Source organism: Sphingobium indicum B90A (genome assembly GCF_000264945.2).
GTDB lineage: Bacteria > Pseudomonadota > Alphaproteobacteria > Sphingomonadales > Sphingomonadaceae > Sphingobium > Sphingobium indicum.
The window spans coordinates 2795184-2814357 of sequence record NZ_CP013070.1; the positions used below are offsets into that span (position 1 = coordinate 2795184).

Below are 19174 nucleotides of genomic sequence, written 5' to 3' on the forward strand. Positions count from 1 at the left end.
TATCGTTCAATCAGACTTCTCTAAACTATCCGTTCGCGCAGAGCAGGGGCTGGGCCTGTCGAAGCTCCGTATCGAAGCATCTGGCACATCCCCGTCCTTCGATACGGCCTTTCGACAAGCTCAAGGCCTGCTCTGCGCGAACGGAAGATGGGGATAGTCCCCTTCTCAAACCAGTCCCGCGATCTCCAGCGCCCGGTCCACGGCGGCGCGGCTCGATTCCGACGGCCAGGTGATCGGCAGGCGGACGTCGCCGGGCATGTCGGGGCGGACCCGCGTGAGGGCATATTTGACCGGGCCGGGTGAAGCGTCGCTGAACAGGGCATCATGCAGGGGATAGAGACGATCCTGGAGCGCCAGGGCACCATCCCAATCGCCGTTCTCCGTCGCCTGCTGGAATTCGGCGCACAGGCGCGGCGCGACATTGGCCGTGACCGAAATGCAGCCCTTCCCTCCCATCGCGTTGAATCCCAGCGCCGTTTCGTCATTGCCGGAAAGCTGGCAGAAATCGGCCCGGCAGGCGAGCCGCTGCGCGGCGACCCGCCCCAGATTCCCGGTGGCGTCCTTGATGCCGACAATGGTCTGGAACTCCTCCGACAGGCGGTGGATCACCGGAACGCCGATGTCGGTGATGGTGCGGCTGGGCACATTGTAGAGGATGATGGGCAGGGAACAGCGCTCCGCCAGATGCGCGAAATGCCGGTAGACCCCCTCCTGATTGGGCTTGTTGTAATAGGGCGCGACGACCAGCGCCGCATCCGCCCCGGCCGCCTGCGCAGCGAACATATGCTCCAGCGCGATTCGGGTGTCGTTCGATCCGCAACCGGCGATCACCGGCACGCGGCCCGCCGCCTGGTCGACGCAGATGGCGATGACGCGATTATGCTCCTCGACCGTCATGGTCGCGCTTTCGCCCGTCGTGCCGCAGGGAACGAGGGCGCTGCTGCCTTCCCCGATCTGCCAGTCGACAAAGGCGCGGAAAGCCGCCTCGTCCACCGCCCCGTCGCGGAAGGGCGTGATCAGCGCCGGAATCGACCCGGAAAACATGCAACAAACTCCTTCAACTCACCGGGATTCCGGGGCATGATAGCGTGAAACACGCGAACGGCGCGCTATAGCGCGTCATTCAGGGCCTGATAAGGATGCAATTGCGATAATGTCCAGTAGGGTATCGCTCTCCTGTCTCGAAACTGCCCCGGAAGCCCTTACGGTTCGTATGCCTTTGATCGCCCTTCTGCTTTTCACGGCCGGCGCCAGCGCCCAGACCGAAACCGCCGTCCCCGCGCCCGCCTCGGCCTATCCGCCGGGCGCCGTGGTGCAGCCGATTCCCCGCTCCACCGAGCCCAGCCCCTGGCAGCAGGCGCAAAGCCGAATCGGCGTGGCGAGCGATCCTTCGATCTCCGGCACGATCAGCCAGTGGCGCGCGCTCCAGCAGAGCGATGGGCTGGGGTCTTCGACCTATATGAGCTTCATCATGGCCAATCCCGGCTGGCCGGGGGAAGACCGGATGCGGCGGCTGGCGGAAACCGGCATCAATCCCAACAGCTACGATCCGGGGCAGGTCGTCGCCTTCTTCGCCCGCTTCCCGCCGCGCACCGCGACCGGCAACGCCCGCCATGCGCTGGCGCTGATGCAGCAGGGCCGCATGGGCGAAGCGCGGATCGCGGCGCGCAACGCCTGGATCGGCGGCACCCTCTCCCCCGATGACGAGGCGCGATTGCTCTCGCTGTTCGGTTCCGGCTGGACATCGGCGGAGCATGACCTGCGCGCCGACGCCCTGCTGTGGAAGGGCGACCTGTTCGGCGCGCAACGGATGCTGGCCTATGTCTCGCCCGCCCGCCGCCCCGTCTATGAGGCGCGCATCGCCTTCCGCCAGAAGGCGCCCGACGCCGCGATGAAGATGCAACTGGCCGAGGCCGTCGGCGCGACCGACGCGGGCTTCGTCGCGGACAAGGCGGCATGGCTGCTCAACACCGGCAACTGGATCGCCGGGCGTCAATATCTGGCCAACCGCCCGGCGCTGACCTTCCGCCCCGGCGACGCGGAAAAATGGTATGAGGTGCTGCTGACCCAGGCGCGCGCCGCCGCGAACGACAGCCAGTGGAGCTTCGCCTACGGCATCGCCAGCAAGCTGGACGACGCCTATCTGCCAGGCACCGACGTCAGCACCCGGCCCATCGGCGAGCGCGACGATTATACCAGCCTAGCCTGGCTGGCGGGGTCGACGGCCTTCTACAATCTCGGCAAGCCGCTGGACGCGATGGAGATGTTCCGCCGCTACGCCACCGCCGCCAAGTCGCCGCAGACCCAGTCCAAGGGCTTCTACTGGGCGGGCCGCGCCGCGCTCCAGGCCGGGGACGCCGCCAGCGCAAACAGCTATTTCGCCCGCGCCGGGGCCTTTCCCGACCAGTTTTACGGCCAGCTCGCGCTTGAACGGCTGGGCCGCCCGATCCCCGCTCCCGCCGCCGTGGAGCGCCCGGTGGAAATCTCCGCGAGCGAACGCGCCGCCTTCGCCAACCGATCGGTCGTCCGGGCGGTGAAGGCGCTGGGCCAGATGGGCTATTGGGAGGATCAGAGCAAATTCGCCCGCGCCATCGCCAACAATGCCGACAGCGACGCCGACCATTATCTGGCCGTCGAGCTGGCGCAGAGCATCGGCCGTCCCGACATGGGCGTGATGGTCGGCCGCCGCGCCGTGTCCAGCGGCCTCACCGGCTATGGGACAAGCGCCTTCCCCCGCGTGCCGGTGCCGTCCGAAGCGCAATATAACTGGACCATGGTCCACGCCATCGCCCGGCAGGAAAGCCAGTTCGACCGGCAGATCGTCAGCCACGCCGGGGCGCGGGGATTGATGCAGTTGATGCCCGGCACCGCCCGCGAACAGGCGGGCAAGCTGGGGATGAGCTACGACCCCAGTTCGCTCAACGACCCCAGCTACAACATCATGCTGGGTTCCTCTTATTTCCAGCGGATGCTGGACTATTATGGCGGCAGCTATCCGCTGGCGGTGGCGGCCTATAATGCCGGGCCGGGCAATGTGAACCGCTGGATCAGCGCCAATGGCGACCCCCGGCTGCCCGGCGCCGACATTCTGCGCTGGATCGAGCAGATCCCGCTGTTCGAAACGCGCAACTATGTCCAGCGCGTGCTGGAAAACGCCGTGGTGTACGAGGCGATGAACCCTGGGCGTGCGCGCTTCAGGGGCACGACGACGCCCTTGTCCAAATATCTCGGCAAACAGACGCCGGGCTAGGGTGTGTGGGGATTCAGCCCATGGCGGGCTGCAAATAGCGGCTTTCTGCGCTTCCGGTGCTCACGTACTGAAGTACGCTCCGTCGAAACGAGTCACGCGCCTCGTTTCGAGGTTCTCGAATTCCACTATTTTCGCCGCGCCCTGAACTGAATCCCCACACACCCTAAGCTGTCTCCTCCGTTCGTTTCGAGCGTAGTCGGGAAACGCCGCGCATGACGTGTCTCGACTTCGCTCGACGCGAACGGGTAGGGAGGGTTCATCATGAGCAACCCTCACCCCAATTACATCACTCCGGAAGGCTTCGCGAAGCTGCGCGCCGAATATGACCAGCTTCTTGGCGTCGAGCGCCCGAAGATCGTGGAAGTGGTAAGCTGGGCGGCGGGCAATGGCGACCGCAGCGAAAATGGCGACTATCTCTACGGCCGCAAGCGGATGCGGGAGATCGACGGGCAGTTGAAGCGCCTGTCGCGTAAGATGAAGGACGCGAAGGTCGTCGACCCGCGCCAGCAGCCCGACAAGAGCAAGGTCTATTTTGGCGCGACCGTCACCATCGCGGACGAGGACGACAAGCGCCGCACCGTCACCCTGGTCGGCAATGACGAGACGGAGGCGAGCGCCGGCCGCATCGGCTGGAGCACCCCGATAGCCCGCGCCCTGCGCGGCGCGGCGGTGGGCGACCTGCGCCGCGTGATGCTCCCGGCCGGGGAGAAGGAATATGAGGTGATGGAAATCTGCTACCCGGAGTGACCTGCCCTCAATTCCTCCCTACGCGAAGCGTGGGGAGGGGGAATTCGGAGGTCGTGCCCCTTCCCCTCCACCAGCCTTCGGCTGGTCCCCCTCCCCATCTATCGATGGGGAGGAATAGGATAGGTCCACCCTCCAACCGAAACCCCGCTAATCATCCCGCCGCAATATGACGTTGAGCCGCTCCATCACCTCGGCGATCGGCTCTATCACGGTGACGCTGCGCCCTTCGCCGAAGCGGATGCGGGTGCCGTCGGTCACGGAGGATATGAAGGTGACCTGCGCGGCATTGACGGCGGTTTCGGTCCGGTCGGCGCCCACGAACATGACGAGCATGCATCCTCTCCTTCTTTATGGAGGGAGAACCTAACCCGAATTCCGCCCGAAGCCAGCCCTTTTCGGGCTACGGCATTTTCCTGTAGCCATATGCCTCGGCCGCCAGCTTCACCACCTCCGGATCGGCTTCCGGAAAATCCATCGGCACCAGCTTCTCCAGCCGCCTCGCCACATGCTCCAGCGCGGCGATCCGCCCGGCGCGGCGATGATTATTGTCGATCGCCTGCCAGGGCGCCGCCTTCGTGTCGGTCTTGCGGAACATGTCGTGCATGGCGTCCAGATAATCCGCCCGCCTGGCCCGGTTTCGATAATCGTCCGCGCCGGTCTTCCACCGCTTCCAGGGGGTGTCCAGCCGCTCGGCAAGCTGCTCGTCCTGCACCTTCTGCGTGATGTGGACGAACAGCTTGACGATGTTGGTCCCGGCGTCGACCTGCTGCTTTTCGAAGGCGTTGATCTCCTCATAGGCGCGCTTCCACTCGCCCTTGGAGCAGAAGCCCTCCACCCGCTCGACCAGCACCCGGCCGTACCAGCTTCGGTCGAAGATCGCGATGTTGCGCCCGGCGGGCAGGCGCGTCCAGAAGCGCCAGAGGAAATGCCGGTCGCGCTCCTCCTCGGTCGGGGCGGAGATGGGATGGACCTTGTAATAGCGCGGGTCCCACTGCGCGGTCATGCGCTTGATGATGCCGCCCTTGCCCGCCGCATCCCATCCCTCCAGCAGGATGACGCTGCGCCGGTCGTGGATGATGTGCGCGACCTGTATCTTGGCGAGCCGCTCCTGCAATTCGGCAAGCCTGGCCTCATAGTCGCCCTTGAACTTCGCGCCCTTCTCATAGTCGGCGAGGTCGATGGTCATCCCTCAGCTCCCGAACAGCAAAGCCCCGCTCCCTTAGAGAACAGGAGCGGGGCTTTGACAAGCACGGGACCGAAAGGATTTCAGGCCTTGGCCTGCGGCTCCACGACCCGGATGTGCAGTTCGCGCAACTGCTTGAACTCCGCCGGGCTGGGCGCGCCCATCAGCAGGTCTTCGGCCCGCTGGTTCATCGGGAACAGCGTGATCTCGCGCAGATTCTGCGCCCCGCAGAGCAGCATGACGATGCGGTCCACGCCCGCCGCCATGCCGCCATGGGGCGGCGCGCCATATTGGAAGGCGCGGTAGAGGCCGCCAAAGCGCTCCTCCACGTCCGCCTGGCTGAGGCCCACCTTCTCGAACGCCTTGACCATCAATTCGGGCGACTGGTTGCGGATCGAACCCGAAGCGATTTCATAGCCGTTGCAGACCATGTCGTACTGATAGGCCTTCAGGCTCAGCGGATCCTGATTCTCCAGCGCGTCCAGCCCGCCCTGCGGCATGGAAAAGGGGTTGTGCGCGAAGTCGATGGACTTGGTGTCCTCGTCATATTCGTAGAAGGGGAAGTCGACGATCCAGCACAGTTCGAAGCGATCCCTGTCGATCAGGTCGAGCTGCTCGCCCACGCGAATCCGCGCCAGGCCCGCCAGCTTCGCCGCCTGGCCTTCCTTGCCCGCCGCGAAGAACACGCCGTCGTTCGGCCCCAGGCCCAGCGCCTCGATCAGCTTGGCCGTGCGTTCCTCGCCATGATTCTTGGCGATGGGGCCGCCGGGCACGCCGTCCTTGATGTTGATATAGCCCAGGCCCGAATAGCCTTCGCCGCGCGCCCAATTGTTCATGTCGTCGAAGAATTTGCGGCTGCCCGCGCCAGCGCCCGGCGCCGGGATGGCGCGGATCACGCTGCCGCTCTCCACCAGAGAGGCGAAGATGCCGAAGCCGGAGCCATGGAAATGCTCGGTGACGTCGGTGATCAGGATCGGGTTGCGCAGGTCGGGCTTGTCCGACCCATATTTCAGCATCGCCTCGGCATGGGGGATTCGCGGGAAGCTGCCCGCCGGGGTCACGGGCTTGCCGTCGGCAAAGGCCTCGAACACCTCAGCGATCACCGGCTCCATCGTGTTCCAGACATCTTCCTGGCGCACGAAGCTCATTTCCAGGTCAAGCTGGTAGAATTCGCCCGGCAGCCGGTCGGCGCGGGGGTCTTCGTCGCGGAAGCAGGGCGCGATCTGGAAATAGCGGTCGAAACCCGCGACCATCAGCAACTGCTTATACTGCTGCGGCGCCTGCGGCAGGGCGTAGAATTTCCCCGGATGGATGCGGCTGGGCACCAGGAAGTCGCGCGCGCCTTCCGGGCTGCTGGCGGTCAGGATCGGCGTCGAATATTCGGTGAAGCCCGCCCCTTCCATGCGGCGGCGCATGTCGGAAATGATCTTCGTCCGCTTGACGATGTTCGCGTGCAGCGTCTCGCGCCGCAGGTCGAGGAAGCGATAGCGCAGGCGGATGTCCTCCGGATATTCCTGCTCCCCCGCGACCGGCAGCGGCAGGTCGGCGGCGGCGGACAGCACCACCGCGTCCAGAGCGCGAATCTCGATCTCGCCGGTCGGCAGGTTCGGGTTCACCGCTTCCTTCGCCCGCGCGACGACCTTGCCCGTCACCGTCACGACGCTTTCCGCCCGCAGCGATTCGATCACCTGGAACACCGGCCCGTCGACTTCGGTGACGATCTGCACCATGCCATAATGATCGCGCAGGTCGATGAAGACCAGGTCGCCATGATCCCGCTTGCGGTGCACCCAACCGGACACCCGCACCTCATTGCCGACCTCCGCCGTCGTAAGGGCGCCGCAGGTGTGGGTGCGATAGGGATGCATGGCGTTTTTGGTCTTTCAGCTTCGTTTTACGCAAATGACAAATTGTTGCAGCGCCGCTATGGGCAGTCCTGTCAAGCATTGACGAGCCCGTGCGCGACGGGCCAGCCCATAATAAGATCGAAGACCATATGCAAATCCATCCGCTGATTACCGACAGCAAGACTCTCGCCCAATTCTGCGCCCGGATCGCCAAGTCGCCCTATATCGCGGTCGATACCGAATTCATGCGCGAAAACAGCTATTGGCCCGACCTCTGCCTGGTGCAGGTCGCGGACGAGCATGAGGCGGCCGCCATCGATCCCAAGGCGCCCGGCCTCGACCTGTCGCCCCTGCTCGACCTGATGGTCGACAATGAGGATGTGCTGAAGGTCTTTCACGCGGGCGGCCAGGACCTGGAGATCATCTACAACCTGACCGGCAAGACGCCCCATCCGCTGTTCGACACGCAGATCGCGGCGATGGCGCTGGGGCTGGGCGAGCAGATCGGCTACGGCAATCTGGTCGACGCCTGGCTGGGCGTGCAGCTCGACAAGGGCGCGCGCTTCACCGACTGGGCGCGCCGCCCGCTCGACAAGCGGCAGATCGACTATGCGATCGGCGACGTCACCTATCTGATCCAGATATTCCCCAAGATGCTGGAGGAACTGCGCCGCACCGGCCGCGGCGACTGGCTGGACCAGGAGATGGAGCGGATCAGCGACCCGTCCAATTACGAGAACAAGCCGGACGAGGCCTGGCAGCGCGTCCGCATCGCCAGCCGCAAGGCCGATGTGCTGGGCCGCCTGAAGGCGCTGGCGGCATGGCGCGAGATGGAGGCGCAGGACAAGAACCTGCCCCGCGGCCGCATCGTCAAGGACGAGACGCTGGCCGACATCGCCAGCCACCCGCCGCGCACGCAGGAAGACCTGGGCAAGGTGCGCGGCCTGTCCGCCACCTGGAAGACCAACGACATCGGCAACCGCCTGATGCTGGCGCTGGCAAGCCACGCGCCGCTCGCCAAGGAGGAAATGCCGGAGCGCGACCCCAAGCGCCCCGGCCTGGGCAAGGACGGCGCGCTGGTGGCGGACCTGTTGAAGCTGCTGCTGAAAATCCGTTCCCGCGACATCAACGTCGCCGCGCGCCTCATCGCCCGCAGCGACGACATCGACGCGCTGGCGGCCGGCGTGCGGGAAGACCTCGCCATCCTGGAAGGCTGGCGCTATGAACAGTTCGGCCGCGATGCGGTCGACCTGGTGGAGGGTCGCCTGGCCTTCGCTGTCAAGAACGGCCGCCTCAAGATGACCCGCACGCAATAGGAGTCAGGAACGATGCGGACGGCAGCGTTGATTTTCCTTCCCCTTCTGGCCGCCTGCGCGGGCGCCAACGGCGAAGGCCCCGCCGCGACGCCGCCCGCCGTCGAGGGACCGTGCCGCAACGAAGGGCTGGACCGCTTCCTCGGCCAGACCGCCAGCGCGGCGACCGGAGCGGAATTGCTGAAGGCGTCGGGCGCGCGCACGCTGCGCTGGGGCGCGCCGGGCATGGCGATGACCATGGATTTCCGCGCCGACCGTCTGACCGTCAGCTATGACGGCAAGATGGCGATCACCTCCGCCCGCTGCGGCTAAGTCCGGACGGAATAAACCATGTGCTCCTGCGAAGGCAGGACCAGATCAGGTGTTGGAACTGGACTCCTGCCTTCGCAGGAGCACATGGTTCTCCACGGCAATCAACATTCCAGCCCGATCAACGTCCCGCTGCCGATCCGCCCGACATAGCGCTTGCCGTCGATCTCCAGCCAGTCGGGCGTCACTTCCAGCCGGCGCCCCTTGATCGTCGTGCGCAGATGCTCCACCGCGATCCGGTTGCGCGCCACGATGCGCAGCACCGCCAGCCCCTCGCCCCGCGCCGCCATCATGCTGTAGCGGTCGCCGCGCAGCAGGAAATGCCAGCTACCGTCCGTCGGCATCCATTCATTGCCGTTCACCACCTGCACCGGCTCGCCATCGGGGCCGCCCATGCGCAGGCTGATTCGCGTCGCCCCATTGCTGCGGCGCGGCGGGGCGAAGATCAGGATCGGCTCGCCCTCCAGCGTCAGCGGGATCGGCGTGTCCCTCAGCAATTGGGAGCCGCCCATGATCAGCGTCGGCAGTTCCGGCGAAAAGGGCAGGCGATCGCGCGCGAAATGGCGCTGCCGCACGACCGGATTGGCATGGAATCCCTGCACCTGCATCGGCGTCAGCCGCCCTTCCTCGACCAGCCCATGACAGGTCGGGCAGAGCAGCGTCACCCCATGACTCTCCGGCAGCCGCAGATAACGGTAGATGGTCACGCCACATCGGACGCAGGCGAAACCGCAAGCCTGGCGGACATCGTCCTGCTGCTGCGCGGTCAGTTCCGGCAACGACGGCATCACACGCAAGCCCATGCACGACGACCCCTTGCAATCACCCGCCCGCGCCACTGCGGACCGGCGTTCCTCCGGCGTCCTTCCTGCTGGCCGTGGGCGCTCCAACGCGCCCCTTCTCGCTATTGCACTATCGTTGAAATAAATGCGGTCAAGTCAAGAGGCTGTTGGCTATTCCTACCGCTGGGGCAGCAGGTCGAGATTGCGGGAAGCCGCGATCGCCCGGATGCGGTCGGGCCGCGGCATGGATTTGATCGCGATTTCCGCCATGTCGCCCGCGCTGAACAGCTCCACATTGCCGACGTTGAAGATGCGCTGGCCCAGCGTCTGGGTGATGCGCACGCTGCGGATGCTGGAAAGCGCGATCTCCGTCCGCTGCTTGGCGAGCAGGCCGCGCTCCAGCAGCACTTCCCGGTCGGAAAGCGCCAGCCGCTCGCCCTTGCGCAACACCCACCACACGCCGATGGCCAGAATGCCGACCACGGAAATCAGCAGCAGCAGGAACAGGAAGGGATGGGCGCGGAACATCGCGGGATGCTCATCATACAGCCATGTCTCGCTCATGCCGGTCCCCTGACGCTGATACCCCTGCATTGACCATGGACGCCCCGCCGCCGTCAAGGCCGCCGGGCTTGCGCCGTGACCGGATCATGGTTATAACATCTGTATGAACGCACCGCTCAAGATCACGAAGATCGGCAATTCCGCCGGGGTCATCCTGCCCAAGGAGGTGCTGGCGCATCTCAATGTCGGCATCGGCGAGACCCTGTCGGTCGTCACCACGCCGCGCGGCATCGAATTGAGCGCCGCCGAACCCGATTTCGACGCCCAGATGGCGGCAGCGCGGGAGGTCATGCAGCGCCGCAAGCGCGCGCTGCGCGAGCTTGCGAAATAAACCATGTCCCGCAATTGGGTCTGGATCAGCGCCGAAGTGGCGATGGCGGCGCATGCCGAACAGCTAGCCGAGCATGGCGGCGGTGAAGGTGTGCGCGACGCAGGCCTGCTGGAAAGCGCCATGGCACGCCCGCAGAATCTGGCAGCCTATCATGAACCCGATGCCGCGGAACTGGCGGCTGCCTATGCCTATGGCATTGCGCGCAACCATCCCTTTGTCGACGGCAACAAGCGCACCGCCGCAGTCGTGAGCGAAACCTTCCTGGTGCTGAACGGCTATGTGCTGACGGCCACCGATGCCGAGTTGGTGGTAGCCTTCCTGGCACTAGCCGCCGGAGAACTGAGCGAGGAGGAAACCGCCGCCTGGTTCCGGGACCATCTGGCGGCGGAATGATCCGACATCCGAGCGCTGCGAACTGCCCCATCAAACCCGTCATGCTGAAACAAGTTCAGCATGACGATATGGGGAAGGCCCACCCAATTCCCGTCTGCCTCAGCCCTCATCCCCCATGCGCAGCGCCGCGATGAAGGCTTCCTGCGGGATCTGCACGGACCCATATTCGCGCATCCGCTTCTTGCCCTCTTTCTGCTTCTCCAGCAGCTTCTTCTTGCGGGTGATGTCGCCGCCATAGCATTTCGCGGTCACGTCCTTGCGCATCGCCGCGATGGTCTCGCGGGCGATCACCTTGCCGCCGATCGCCGCCTGGATCGGGATCTTGAACAGATGGCGGGGGATCAGGTCCTTCAGCCGCTCGCACATGCCGCGCCCGCGCGATTCGGCGCTGCCCCGGTGGACGATCATGCTGAGCGCGTCGACCGGCTCGTTGTTGACGAGGATGCTCATCTTGACGAGGTCGCCTTCCCGCGCCCCGATCTGATGATAGTCGAAGCTGGCATAGCCCCGCGAAATCGACTTCAGCCGGTCGTAGAAATCGAACACCACCTCGTTGAGCGGCAGTTCATAGGTCACCTGCGCGCGCCCGCCGACATAGGTCAGGTTCTTCTGGATGCCCCGCCGGTCCTGGCAGAGCTTCAGGATCGAACCCAGATATTCGTCGGGGCAATAGATCACCGCCTCGATCCACGGCTCCTCGATATAGTCGATATGGTTGGCGTCGGGCATGTCCGCCGGATTGTGCAGATGCCGCACCGTCCCGTCATTCATGTGAATCTCGTACACCACCGACGGCGCGGTGGTGATGAGGTCGAGGTCATATTCCCGGCTCAGCCGCTCCTGGATGATCTCCAGATGCAGCAACCCGAGGAAGCCGCAGCGGAAGCCGAAGCCCAAAGCCGCCGACGTCTCCATCTCGAAGGAGAAGCTGGCGTCGTTAAGCCGCAGCTTGGAGATCGATTCGCGCAGCTTCTCGAAATCATTGGCGTCGACCGGGAACAGGCCGCAGAACACCACCGGCTGCACTTCCTTGAAGCCGGGCAGCGGCGCCTTCGCCGGATTCTTGACGGTGGTGATGGTGTCGCCGACGCGGGTCTGGCTGATGTCCTTGATCTGCGCGGTGATGAAGCCGATCTCGCCCGGCCCCAGTTCGCCCAGTTGCTCGATCTTGGGCCGGAAACAGCCGACGCGGTCGATCAGATGCTCGGTGCCGCCGATCATGAACTTGATGCTCTGGCCCTTCTTGATGACGCCGTTGACGACGCGCACCAGGATGACGACGCCCAGATAGGGGTCGTACCAGCTATCGACCAGCATCGCCTCCAGCGGCGCGTCCCGGTCGCCCTTGGGCGCGGGGATCTTGGCGACCACCGCCTCCAATATGTCGTCGATGCCGATCCCGGCCTTGGCGCTCGCCAGCACGGCTTCCGACGCGTCGAGGCCGATCACCTCCTCGATCTCCGCCTTCACCTTCTCCGGCTCGGCGGCGGGCAGGTCGATCTTGTTGATGACGGGCACGATCTCATGGTCATGCTCGATCGACTGGTAGACGTTGGCCAGCGTCTGCGCCTCCACGCCCTGCGCGGCATCCACCACCAGCAGCGCGCCCTCGCACGCCGCGAGCGACCGGCTCACCTCATAGGCGAAGTCGACATGGCCCGGCGTGTCCATCAGGTTCAGCTCATATGTCTCGCCATTCTTCGCGACATAGTCCAGGCGCACGGTCTGCGCCTTGATGGTGATGCCGCGCTCCTTCTCGATATCCATATTGTCGAGCACCTGGGCCGACATTTCCCGGTCGGTCAGGCCCCCGGTGCGCTGGATCAGGCGGTCGGCCAGGGTCGACTTGCCATGGTCGATATGGGCGATGATCGAGAAATTGCGGATGTGCGAGAGATCGGTCATGGCCGCGCCGATAGCAGCCATTTGCGGGCCTGTCAGCAGGATCGCGCATGGAGGGCAATAGCGGCGATAACCGTTCGCATTACTTGCGCGGCCACGCGGTTGTGCTAGAGCTTGGGGCAAATAACGGGGCGCCACAAAATCAAAACGACTTCAGCAACTTTCAGGGGTGCATGACAATGCGTGTGTTCGCGAAGTTCGTCGCTGCCGCAGCCGGCCTGGCTGTCGCGGCTTCTCCGGCGATGGCCGCCGACAAGGGCTCGTCCGCCCGCCAGCAGCAGGCCAAGAAAACCGCCGAAATTCCTCATTGCACCCGGCGCCTCGGCACGGTTGCCATCGTCGACCCGGACAACCAGTGGTGGCGGGAATTGAACCTGGGCAGCCCGGAGGCGATCCTCAAGGTGTTCATCCAGCAGTCGGGCTGCTTCGGCATCGTCAATCGCGGCCGCGCCATGGCCAGCCGCAATATGGAGCGCGCCATGGCCGACTCCGGCGAACTTCAGGCCGGATCGAACCTGGGCAAGGGCCAGGTGAAGGCGGCTGACTATTATCTTCAGCCCGACATCGTCTCCTCCAACAAGAATTCGGGCGGCAACGCGCTGGGCGGCATGCTCGGCGGCTTCCTGGGCGGCCGCACGATCGGCGCGCTGGCCGGCGGCATCTCGATCAAGAAAAGCGAAGCCAATGTGACGCTCTCCATCGTCAACGCCCGCACGACCGAGGAAGAGGCGCTGACGGAAGGCTATGCCCGCAAGTCGGACCTCAGCTTCGGCGCGGGCGGCGGCGCTGGCTGGATGGGCGGCCTGGCCGCGGCCGGCGGCGGCGGCTACCAGAATACGGAGATCGGCCAGGTGATCGTCCTCGCCTATCTCGACGCCTATACCAAGCTGGTGACGCAACTCGGCGGCCTGCCCGCCAATGCGGCGGCGGCGGCGCCCCGCGCCCAGTAAGCCGGCGCGCCACGGACAACGACCATTGCGAAGAGGGCGCTGCCGGAGATTCGGCAGCGCCCTCTTCCGACTGGGCCGCGTGCAATAGCTCGGAACCGTTCGTGCTGAGCCCTTCGACAAGCCCTCGGCACGAACGCGGCGGATCGATTCAACGCAGCGTGCTTCAGCTCAGCCGGTACCAGGCCGCCACCCGATCCAGCGCCAGCGTCAGCACCAGCTTGCCCGCGCGCGTCGGCCATCCCAGCGCCCTTTCCGCCGCACTCAATCCCTCGCCCGCGCAGACGACCCGCCACAGCACATCGGCGAGGCCCGGCCCCGCCGATCGGATCGCGCCGTCGAACCGCTCGCGCGCGGACAGTTGCGCCAGGCCCGGTTCGGGCGCCGCCGCGCCTCCGCCGCGCTGCCGCCCCGGCGCGGCGTCCCAGCGCATCGTGACCCGCGGACCCAGCCCCGCCTTCTCCCAATCGGCGCGCAGCCTGTCGCCGGCCAGATAATGCCGCTCGCTCAAATGCCCCCGCGCCTGCAGCCAGGCGAGGGGCGATTCGTGCAGGTTGACCGCCACCTTCTGCGCCCGTCCAAAGGGATCCTCCATGATCCGTTCGACATATTGCGTGGCCATGGCGCTTCTCCTTGCAGGAATCGGATGCGAGGGGACTTGCCATGGCGGCTCGTTTGTAGGAAAGAACTAAAACCAAATAGGTAAAACAGGACATGGCATGATCACCCGCATCCGGGAGGTACGCAAGGCCAAGGGGCTGACGCTGGAACAGGTCGGCGCCCTGTGCGTCCCGCCCACCACGGCCCAGACCATCGGCCGTCTGGAAACCGGCACCCGAACCGTATCGGTCAACTGGCTGAACCGCATCGCCCGCGCGTTGGGCGTCGCCTCCTCCGAACTGGTCGCGCTGCCGGGCCAGAATGTGGTGCCCGTGGCCGCGCTGCTGGGGCCGGAGGGCGCAAGGGCGCCCACCCGTCCCCTTTCGCTCGCCCCGCCGGCCCCCGCCGACGCGATGGTGGGCGTGCAGGTGTCGGGCAGCATCGGGGATTACCGCAGCGGTGACGAAATCTGGTGCCGCCGCATCATGCCGGACGAATTTTCCAGCGTGCTGAACCGCGACCTGCTGTTGCCGCGCCACGCCGGGCGCTTCCTGTTCGGTCGGCTGATCGGGCGTGAGGACGACCGGCTGCACGTCCTTCCCCTGGGCAGCGGCACCCGCCAGCAGGTGATCAGTGACCCACCCTGGGGCGCCGTGGCGGTCCAATTGGTCAGACGGCTGTAGACAAAGGCGGTTTCATCCTTAACGCTGCGTCGACCAGGGCCGCCTGATGAGCGCCCGCTAGGAAGATGCGATGACGCTGAACGTCCTGATGCTGTCCACCCTGTTCCCGGACATGAGCCGCCCCAATTTCGGCGTCTTCGTGGAACGGCAGGCCCGCGAACTGGCCAGCCGGGACGGCGTCAGGGTCACGGTGGTCGCGCCGCTGGGCATTCCGCCCTGGCCCCTGTCGAAGGCGAAGCGCTATGCCGCCCTGCGCGCCCTGCCCGCCAAGGAACGATGGAAGGATCTGACCGTCCACCGCCCGGTCTTTCCGATCATCCCCAAATTCGGCGGCCGCTTCAACGTCCACGGCATGACCCGCGCCATCCTGCCGCTGGTCCGGCGCCTCCATGCGCAGCAGCCCTTCGACGTCATCGACGCCAGCTTCTTCTTCCCCGACGGCCCGGTGGCGCAGCGCCTGTCCCGCGCCCTCGGCATTCCCTATTCGGTGAAGGCGCGCGGCGCGGACATCCATTATTGGGGCACGCGCCGGGGCACGCGGAAGATGGTGAAGCGCGCCGCCGACGATGCCGCCGGGCTGCTCGCGGTGTCGAACGCGATGCGCCGGTCGATGGCGCGCATGGGCATCGATGCGGAGAAGATCCGGGTCCACTATACCGGCGTCGACCTCGACCGATTCGAGATAAGCGACCGCGCCGCCGCGAAGGAAAGCCTGGGCTTCGAAGGGCCGGTGGTGCTGTGCGTCGGCGCGCTCATTCCGCGCAAGGGGCAGGAATTGCTGATCCGGGCGCTGCCGCACCTGCCGGGCGTCACGCTGCTGTTCGCCGGCCAGGGGCAATATCGCCGGGCGCTGGAAAAGCAGGCGGAGGAACTGGGCGTCGACCGGCGAATCGGCTTTCTGGGGTCGGTGCCGCACGACCGCCTGCCGCGCATCTACGCCGCCGCCGACGTGATGGCGCTCCCCTCCTCGTCCGAGGGGCTGGCCAATGCCTGGGTGGAGGCGCTGGCCTGCGGCACCCCCGTCGTGATCAGCGATGTCGGCGGCGCCCGCGAACTGCTCGACCGGCCGGAGGCGGGACTGATCGTCGCCCGCGAACCTGAAGCGCTGGCCGACGCCATCAGCGCCATATTGACCAACCCGCCCGACCGGGAAGCGGTGCGCGAAGCGGCCCTGCGCTTCACCTGGACCGCCAATGGCGACGCGCTGCTGGAGCATCTCCGCGCAATCGCGGCTCAGCGGTCCTAGGCAGCGCGGACAAATTCAAGACTCGCCGGACTGAGTGATTTGAGTGGGAAGCCGTCATTCCCCTATTCGTCACCCCGGACTTGATCCGGGGTCCCGCTGCCTTGGGCTGGGCGCGGACTCAGAAAGAAAGCGGGACCCCGGGTCAAGCCCGGGGTGACGGTAAATGATGTCCGGAACTGGCCAGTTCCCGACATTCCGAATTTGTCCACACACCCTAGGTTGGGGACTCCTGGAGCGCGTTTCGATCTGATTGAATCAGATCGCCGCTCTGGTTTCTTTGTTTCCCCCGATTTCTTAACCGGCGACCGGTTCCGATCATCGCTTGGAAATCGCTCTAGGGTGTGTGGGGATTCAGTTCAGGGCGCGGCGAAAATAGTGGAATTCGAGAACCGGCGCGCAGCGTACTTCAGTACGTGAGCACCGGAAGCGCAGAAAGCCGCTATTTGCAGCCCGCCATGGGCTGAATCCCCACACACCTTAAAGGGCGATCAGCCGCGCCTTCCCGTCCGGCGTCGGGAAACGCCCTTCGTCGAACGGCACCTCCCCCCAGCGCCACGGCGTCAGCTCGTCATAGGCCGGGTTGGAAATCGGCGCATGCCGCTTGAGGTTCAGCAGCCGCCCCCCCTCATTGCGATAGGCGGTCAGCCGCACATGCTCGCGATAGATTTCCGCGGGGCGCTCATAATGGAAGGCCTCGCGCCACCCCATGGCCTGCGCGATCCGGGTGAATATCCACCAGTCTGGCTTCGCCTCTCCGGGCAGGGGAAACAGCCGGCGCTGTCGGCTGATCAGCCGGTCGGCGCCGGTCAGCGTCCCGTCCTTCTCGACCCACAGCGGCGACGGCAGCGCGACCATGCGCAGCGACTCGATTTCCGGCTCGCTCCATGGCGTCGTCGCTATGACCAGCGGCACCTGCCCCATCAGGCTGCGGATCGGATGGGACGCCGAAGGCAGGCCGCCCATCATCAGCAGCGCCTTGACATGCCCCGCCTCCACCGCCCGCGCCAGCGCCGCGCCGGACATCCCCGGCCGGTCCGCCAGCCGCGCCGCGCCCCAGAAGCGGCCGACCTCCGCCAGGGCCTGGACCGAAAAATCCCGGTGCGCGGCCAGTTCCCCGGCGCGGCATCCGACTTCCCGCGCGCCCATGCCGTTACCCGCGTCCGTCACGGCGAAGGGCGCCGCGCCCGCCTTGCCGATCCGCCCGGTCGCCAGATGGAAATTGAGGATGGCGGCCGAAAGGCGACGCGCCTCCTCACCCTGTCCCTGCGGGCTGAACAGCGTCACCAGCCGGGGCGCCGCCGCGACCTGATCGTAAAAGGCGCGCACCTCGCCCGGCGCCAGTCCGCAGGCGCGGGCCACCGACCAGAGGTCATGTCCCCGGCGCAGCCCCGCCCAGAAATCCGCCGGCACGGACAGGCTGCGTTCCATGAATTTCCGGTCCAGCGCACCATGGTCATGGCAATGCAGCAGCAGCCCGTTCAACAGCATCGCTTCGCTGCCCGGCGCGACGTTCAGCCGCTCATCGGCCTCGACCTCCTGCCCGTCGTCCGCATGCGCGACCAGGATCAGGCGCGCGCCCTGCTCCGCCCGCGCCTCGGCCAACCTTTCGTGCAGAACCGGATGGCGGCGGGCGGTCGGCACGCCCAGCAGCAACAGCATGTCCGCCTGCGCCAGATCCTCATAGACGGCGGGCGTCACATCCTCGCCGAAGGCGGCGCGCTGCGCCGCCGCCATGCCGCCCGCATCGCTGCACGGCGCTTCGACATGCGCGGAACCGACGAAGCCCTTGATCAGCTTGTTGGCGACATAATAGTCTTCGGTCAGCAGGCCGCCCGGCACGTGCATCGCCACGCTGCCCGGACCGTGGCGGGCGATGACGGCGGACAGGCGGCGCGCCGCCTGGTCGATGGCCCGGTCCCAGCCGGCGGCGCGGCCGTCCACCATCGGCCGCAACAGCCGCCCGTCCAGCGGGAACATGTCCTTCAGCGCTTCGCTGCGGGTGCAGAGCAGGCCGCCATTGGCCGGATGCACCGGATCGCCCTCTATCAGCGCCTCGCGCCCCTCGCCGGTCACGGCGCGGATGCCGCAGCCCACGCCGCATTGGCCGCAAAGCGAGCGAATGACCGCCACGGCGCGATCAGGCCGGAACCGGCGGGGTCGGAAACATCGTCATGCGCTCCGGCTTAACCGATGGCGGGGCAAGACAAAAGGGCGCGCTGCTGGCAGGACAAGGGTCATGCCGAAACCGATTCTCCGCGCCCTCGCGTCCATCGCCATGGTCGTCCATATGCTGCCGGTCCCGGCCATGGCGCAGCAGCGCGGCCCGCTGGTGCTGGCAGCCGCCAGCCTTCAGGAGGCGATGACCGCCGCCGCCGACGCCTGGGCGGCGCGGCGCCATGCCCGGCCGGTCCTGTCCTTCGCCGCCTCCTCCGCCCTCGCCCGGCAGATCAGGGGCGGCGCCCCGGCCGACCTGTTCGCGTCGGCGGACGAAGGCTGGATGGACGATGTGGAGAAGGCCGGATTCGTCCGGCGCGGCAGCAGGGCCGACATGGCGGGCAACCGGCTGGTGCTTGTCGCCCCCGCGCGCGCGCCGCTGCGGCTTCGGATCGCCCGCGGCATGCCGATCGCCAGGGCGCTGGGCGACTCCCGGCTGGCCATGGCCAATCCGGACAGCGTGCCCGCGGGCAAATATGGCAAGGCGGCGCTCAGCGCGCTGGGCGTGTGGCCCAGCGTGGCGAACCGGCTGGCGCTGGGCGGCAATGTGCGATCCGCCCTGACCTTGGTGGAACGGGGCGAGGCGCGGCTGGGCGTCGTCTACGCGACCGACGCCCGCGCATCGAAGGGGGTCGTGGTGGTCGGCGTCTTCCCGGCGGGCAGCCATGCGCCGATCCGCTATCCCATCGCCCGCCTGACCGCGAGCCGGCACCCGGAGGCGGAAGGCTTCCGCCGCTTCCTGCTATCGCGAGCCGGGCAGAGCATCTTGGTGCGCCATGGTTTCAGCCGACCTTGATATTCCGGCAGATCATGAGAAATTCGTGCTCCTGCGAAGGCAACAGCCCAGTTCCAACGGCAGGACT

General features: G+C 66.3%; 19 protein-coding genes. 10 read left to right on the top strand and 9 right to left on the bottom strand.

The genetic code is table 11. The features are described from left to right. Positions 1 to 165 precede the first annotated feature (165 nt). Positions 166 to 1044 carry a 4-hydroxy-tetrahydrodipicolinate synthase gene (dapA, locus tag SIDU_RS13580; RefSeq protein ID WP_007683047.1) on the bottom strand — a complete coding sequence of 293 codons (879 nt, stop codon included), beginning with the start codon at positions 1042 to 1044 and terminating at the stop codon, positions 166 to 168. A 169-nt stretch (positions 1045 to 1213) separates the two neighbouring features. On the opposite strand from dapA, the gene SIDU_RS13585 reads away from it, so the two are divergent. Together SIDU_RS13585 and greB are read left to right on the top strand one after the other, a co-directional pair. Then, on the top strand, positions 1214 to 3250 hold the full coding sequence (locus SIDU_RS13585; RefSeq protein WP_007683046.1) for a lytic transglycosylase domain-containing protein: 2037 nt from the start codon (positions 1214 to 1216) through the stop codon (positions 3248 to 3250). Between the two features lie 261 nt (positions 3251 to 3511). Continuing rightward, positions 3512 to 3997, top strand: coding sequence for a transcription elongation factor GreB (greB, locus tag SIDU_RS13590; RefSeq protein WP_007683043.1), 486 nt, complete (start codon positions 3512 to 3514; stop codon positions 3995 to 3997). Between the two features lie 147 nt (positions 3998 to 4144). On the opposite strand, the gene SIDU_RS13595 is transcribed toward greB, so the two are convergent. The 3 genes from SIDU_RS13595 to aspS all read right to left on the bottom strand — a co-directional run bounded on the left by SIDU_RS13595 (position 4145) and on the right by aspS (position 7048). Then, the gene (locus SIDU_RS13595) at positions 4145 to 4330 is read right to left on the bottom strand and encodes a hypothetical protein (protein WP_007683041.1); all 186 of its coding nucleotides are present in this window, start codon (positions 4328 to 4330) and stop codon (positions 4145 to 4147) included. Positions 4331 to 4397: 67 nt separating this feature from the next. Further along, entirely contained in the window at positions 4398 to 5183 is a 786-nt protein-coding gene (locus SIDU_RS13600; RefSeq protein WP_007683039.1) for a polyphosphate kinase 2 family protein, read from the bottom strand. A gap of 80 nt (positions 5184 to 5263) precedes the next feature. Then, complete coding sequence (gene aspS, locus SIDU_RS13605) at positions 5264 to 7048, bottom strand: aspartate--tRNA ligase (protein WP_007683038.1); 1785 nt, start codon at positions 7046 to 7048, stop codon at positions 5264 to 5266. Between the two features lie 128 nt (positions 7049 to 7176). Between aspS and rnd the strand changes: the two genes are divergently transcribed. Beyond that, positions 7177 to 8343 carry a ribonuclease D gene (rnd, locus tag SIDU_RS13610; RefSeq protein ID WP_025772773.1) on the top strand — a complete coding sequence of 389 codons (1167 nt, stop codon included), beginning with the start codon at positions 7177 to 7179 and terminating at the stop codon, positions 8341 to 8343. Positions 8344 to 8355: 12 nt separating this feature from the next. Then, positions 8356 to 8652 (top strand): I78 family peptidase inhibitor, encoded by a 297-nt coding sequence (locus SIDU_RS13615; protein ID WP_007683034.1) that lies wholly within the window; start codon positions 8356 to 8358, stop codon positions 8650 to 8652. 101 nt (positions 8653 to 8753) lie between these two features. On the opposite strand, the gene SIDU_RS13620 is transcribed toward SIDU_RS13615, so the two are convergent. Together SIDU_RS13620 and SIDU_RS13625 are read right to left on the bottom strand one after the other, a co-directional pair. Beyond that, on the bottom strand, positions 8754 to 9437 hold the full coding sequence (locus SIDU_RS13620; protein ID WP_025772774.1) for a hypothetical protein: 684 nt from the start codon (positions 9435 to 9437) through the stop codon (positions 8754 to 8756). Positions 9438 to 9608: 171 nt separating this feature from the next. Then, positions 9609 to 9995, bottom strand: a complete 387-nt coding sequence (locus tag SIDU_RS13625; RefSeq protein ID WP_007683030.1) for a PH domain-containing protein — start codon at positions 9993 to 9995, stop codon at positions 9609 to 9611. A 103-nt stretch (positions 9996 to 10098) separates the two neighbouring features. On the opposite strand from SIDU_RS13625, the gene SIDU_RS13630 reads away from it, so the two are divergent. After that, positions 10099 to 10326, top strand: a complete 228-nt coding sequence (locus SIDU_RS13630; protein ID WP_007683028.1) for an AbrB/MazE/SpoVT family DNA-binding domain-containing protein — start codon at positions 10099 to 10101, stop codon at positions 10324 to 10326. 3 nt (positions 10327 to 10329) lie between these two features. After that, positions 10330 to 10719, top strand: a complete 390-nt coding sequence (locus SIDU_RS13635) for a type II toxin-antitoxin system death-on-curing family toxin (protein ID WP_007683026.1) — start codon at positions 10330 to 10332, stop codon at positions 10717 to 10719. 99 nt (positions 10720 to 10818) lie between these two features. Here the strand turns inward: SIDU_RS13635 and lepA are convergent, their stop codons facing one another. Further along, positions 10819 to 12624, bottom strand: a complete 1806-nt coding sequence (lepA, locus tag SIDU_RS13640) for a translation elongation factor 4 (protein WP_007683025.1) — start codon at positions 12622 to 12624, stop codon at positions 10819 to 10821. A gap of 176 nt (positions 12625 to 12800) precedes the next feature. Between lepA and SIDU_RS13645 the strand changes: the two genes are divergently transcribed. Beyond that, complete coding sequence (locus SIDU_RS13645) at positions 12801 to 13571, top strand: CsgG/HfaB family protein (RefSeq protein ID WP_007683023.1); 771 nt, start codon at positions 12801 to 12803, stop codon at positions 13569 to 13571. 163 nt (positions 13572 to 13734) lie between these two features. Here SIDU_RS13645 and SIDU_RS13650 read toward each other — a convergent pair whose 3' ends face one another. After that, complete coding sequence (locus tag SIDU_RS13650; protein ID WP_007683021.1) at positions 13735 to 14190, bottom strand: DUF6456 domain-containing protein; 456 nt, start codon at positions 14188 to 14190, stop codon at positions 13735 to 13737. A gap of 97 nt (positions 14191 to 14287) precedes the next feature. Here SIDU_RS13650 and SIDU_RS13655 point away from each other — a divergent pair, with 97 nt between their 5' ends. Both SIDU_RS13655 and SIDU_RS13660 read left to right on the top strand, forming a co-directional pair. Further along, complete coding sequence (locus SIDU_RS13655; RefSeq protein ID WP_007683019.1) at positions 14288 to 14851, top strand: helix-turn-helix domain-containing protein; 564 nt, start codon at positions 14288 to 14290, stop codon at positions 14849 to 14851. 70 nt (positions 14852 to 14921) lie between these two features. Continuing rightward, positions 14922 to 16097, top strand: a complete 1176-nt coding sequence (locus SIDU_RS13660; RefSeq protein ID WP_007683017.1) for a glycosyltransferase — start codon at positions 14922 to 14924, stop codon at positions 16095 to 16097. Between the two features lie 477 nt (positions 16098 to 16574). Here the strand turns inward: SIDU_RS13660 and SIDU_RS13665 are convergent, their stop codons facing one another. Continuing rightward, positions 16575 to 18227, bottom strand: coding sequence for a molybdopterin oxidoreductase family protein (locus SIDU_RS13665; protein ID WP_037508474.1), 1653 nt, complete (start codon positions 18225 to 18227; stop codon positions 16575 to 16577). Positions 18228 to 18333: 106 nt separating this feature from the next. On the opposite strand from SIDU_RS13665, the gene modA reads away from it, so the two are divergent. Further along, positions 18334 to 19107, top strand: coding sequence for a molybdate ABC transporter substrate-binding protein (modA, locus tag SIDU_RS13670; RefSeq protein WP_007686257.1), 774 nt, complete (start codon positions 18334 to 18336; stop codon positions 19105 to 19107). Positions 19108 to 19174: the final 67 nt, after the last annotated feature.

Excerpts from the sequence above, each read along its gene's own strand:
- dapA (WP_007683047.1), bottom strand. The coding sequence starts at position 1,044 with ATGTTTTCCGGGTCGATTCCGGCGCTGATCACGCCCTTCCGCGACGGG.
- SIDU_RS13585 (WP_007683046.1), top strand. The coding sequence starts at position 1,214 with ATGCCTTTGATCGCCCTTCTGCTTTTCACGGCCGGCGCCAGCGCCCAG.
- greB (WP_007683043.1), top strand. The coding sequence starts at position 3,512 with ATGAGCAACCCTCACCCCAATTACATCACTCCGGAAGGCTTCGCGAAG.
- SIDU_RS13595 (WP_007683041.1), bottom strand. The coding sequence starts at position 4,330 with ATGCTCGTCATGTTCGTGGGCGCCGACCGGACCGAAACCGCCGTCAAT.
- SIDU_RS13600 (WP_007683039.1), bottom strand. The coding sequence starts at position 5,183 with ATGACCATCGACCTCGCCGACTATGAGAAGGGCGCGAAGTTCAAGGGC.
- aspS (WP_007683038.1), bottom strand. The coding sequence starts at position 7,048 with ATGCATCCCTATCGCACCCACACCTGCGGCGCCCTTACGACGGCGGAG.
- rnd (WP_025772773.1), top strand. The coding sequence starts at position 7,177 with ATGCAAATCCATCCGCTGATTACCGACAGCAAGACTCTCGCCCAATTC.
- SIDU_RS13615 (WP_007683034.1), top strand. The coding sequence starts at position 8,356 with ATGCGGACGGCAGCGTTGATTTTCCTTCCCCTTCTGGCCGCCTGCGCG.
- SIDU_RS13620 (WP_025772774.1), bottom strand. The coding sequence starts at position 9,437 with ATGCCGTCGTTGCCGGAACTGACCGCGCAGCAGCAGGACGATGTCCGC.
- SIDU_RS13625 (WP_007683030.1), bottom strand. The coding sequence starts at position 9,995 with ATGAGCGAGACATGGCTGTATGATGAGCATCCCGCGATGTTCCGCGCC.
- SIDU_RS13630 (WP_007683028.1), top strand. The coding sequence starts at position 10,099 with ATGAACGCACCGCTCAAGATCACGAAGATCGGCAATTCCGCCGGGGTC.
- SIDU_RS13635 (WP_007683026.1), top strand. The coding sequence starts at position 10,330 with ATGTCCCGCAATTGGGTCTGGATCAGCGCCGAAGTGGCGATGGCGGCG.
- lepA (WP_007683025.1), bottom strand. The coding sequence starts at position 12,624 with ATGACCGATCTCTCGCACATCCGCAATTTCTCGATCATCGCCCATATC.
- SIDU_RS13645 (WP_007683023.1), top strand. The coding sequence starts at position 12,801 with ATGCGTGTGTTCGCGAAGTTCGTCGCTGCCGCAGCCGGCCTGGCTGTC.
- SIDU_RS13650 (WP_007683021.1), bottom strand. The coding sequence starts at position 14,190 with ATGGCCACGCAATATGTCGAACGGATCATGGAGGATCCCTTTGGACGG.
- SIDU_RS13655 (WP_007683019.1), top strand. The coding sequence starts at position 14,288 with ATGATCACCCGCATCCGGGAGGTACGCAAGGCCAAGGGGCTGACGCTG.
- SIDU_RS13660 (WP_007683017.1), top strand. The coding sequence starts at position 14,922 with ATGACGCTGAACGTCCTGATGCTGTCCACCCTGTTCCCGGACATGAGC.
- modA (WP_007686257.1), top strand. The coding sequence starts at position 18,334 with ATGCCGAAACCGATTCTCCGCGCCCTCGCGTCCATCGCCATGGTCGTC.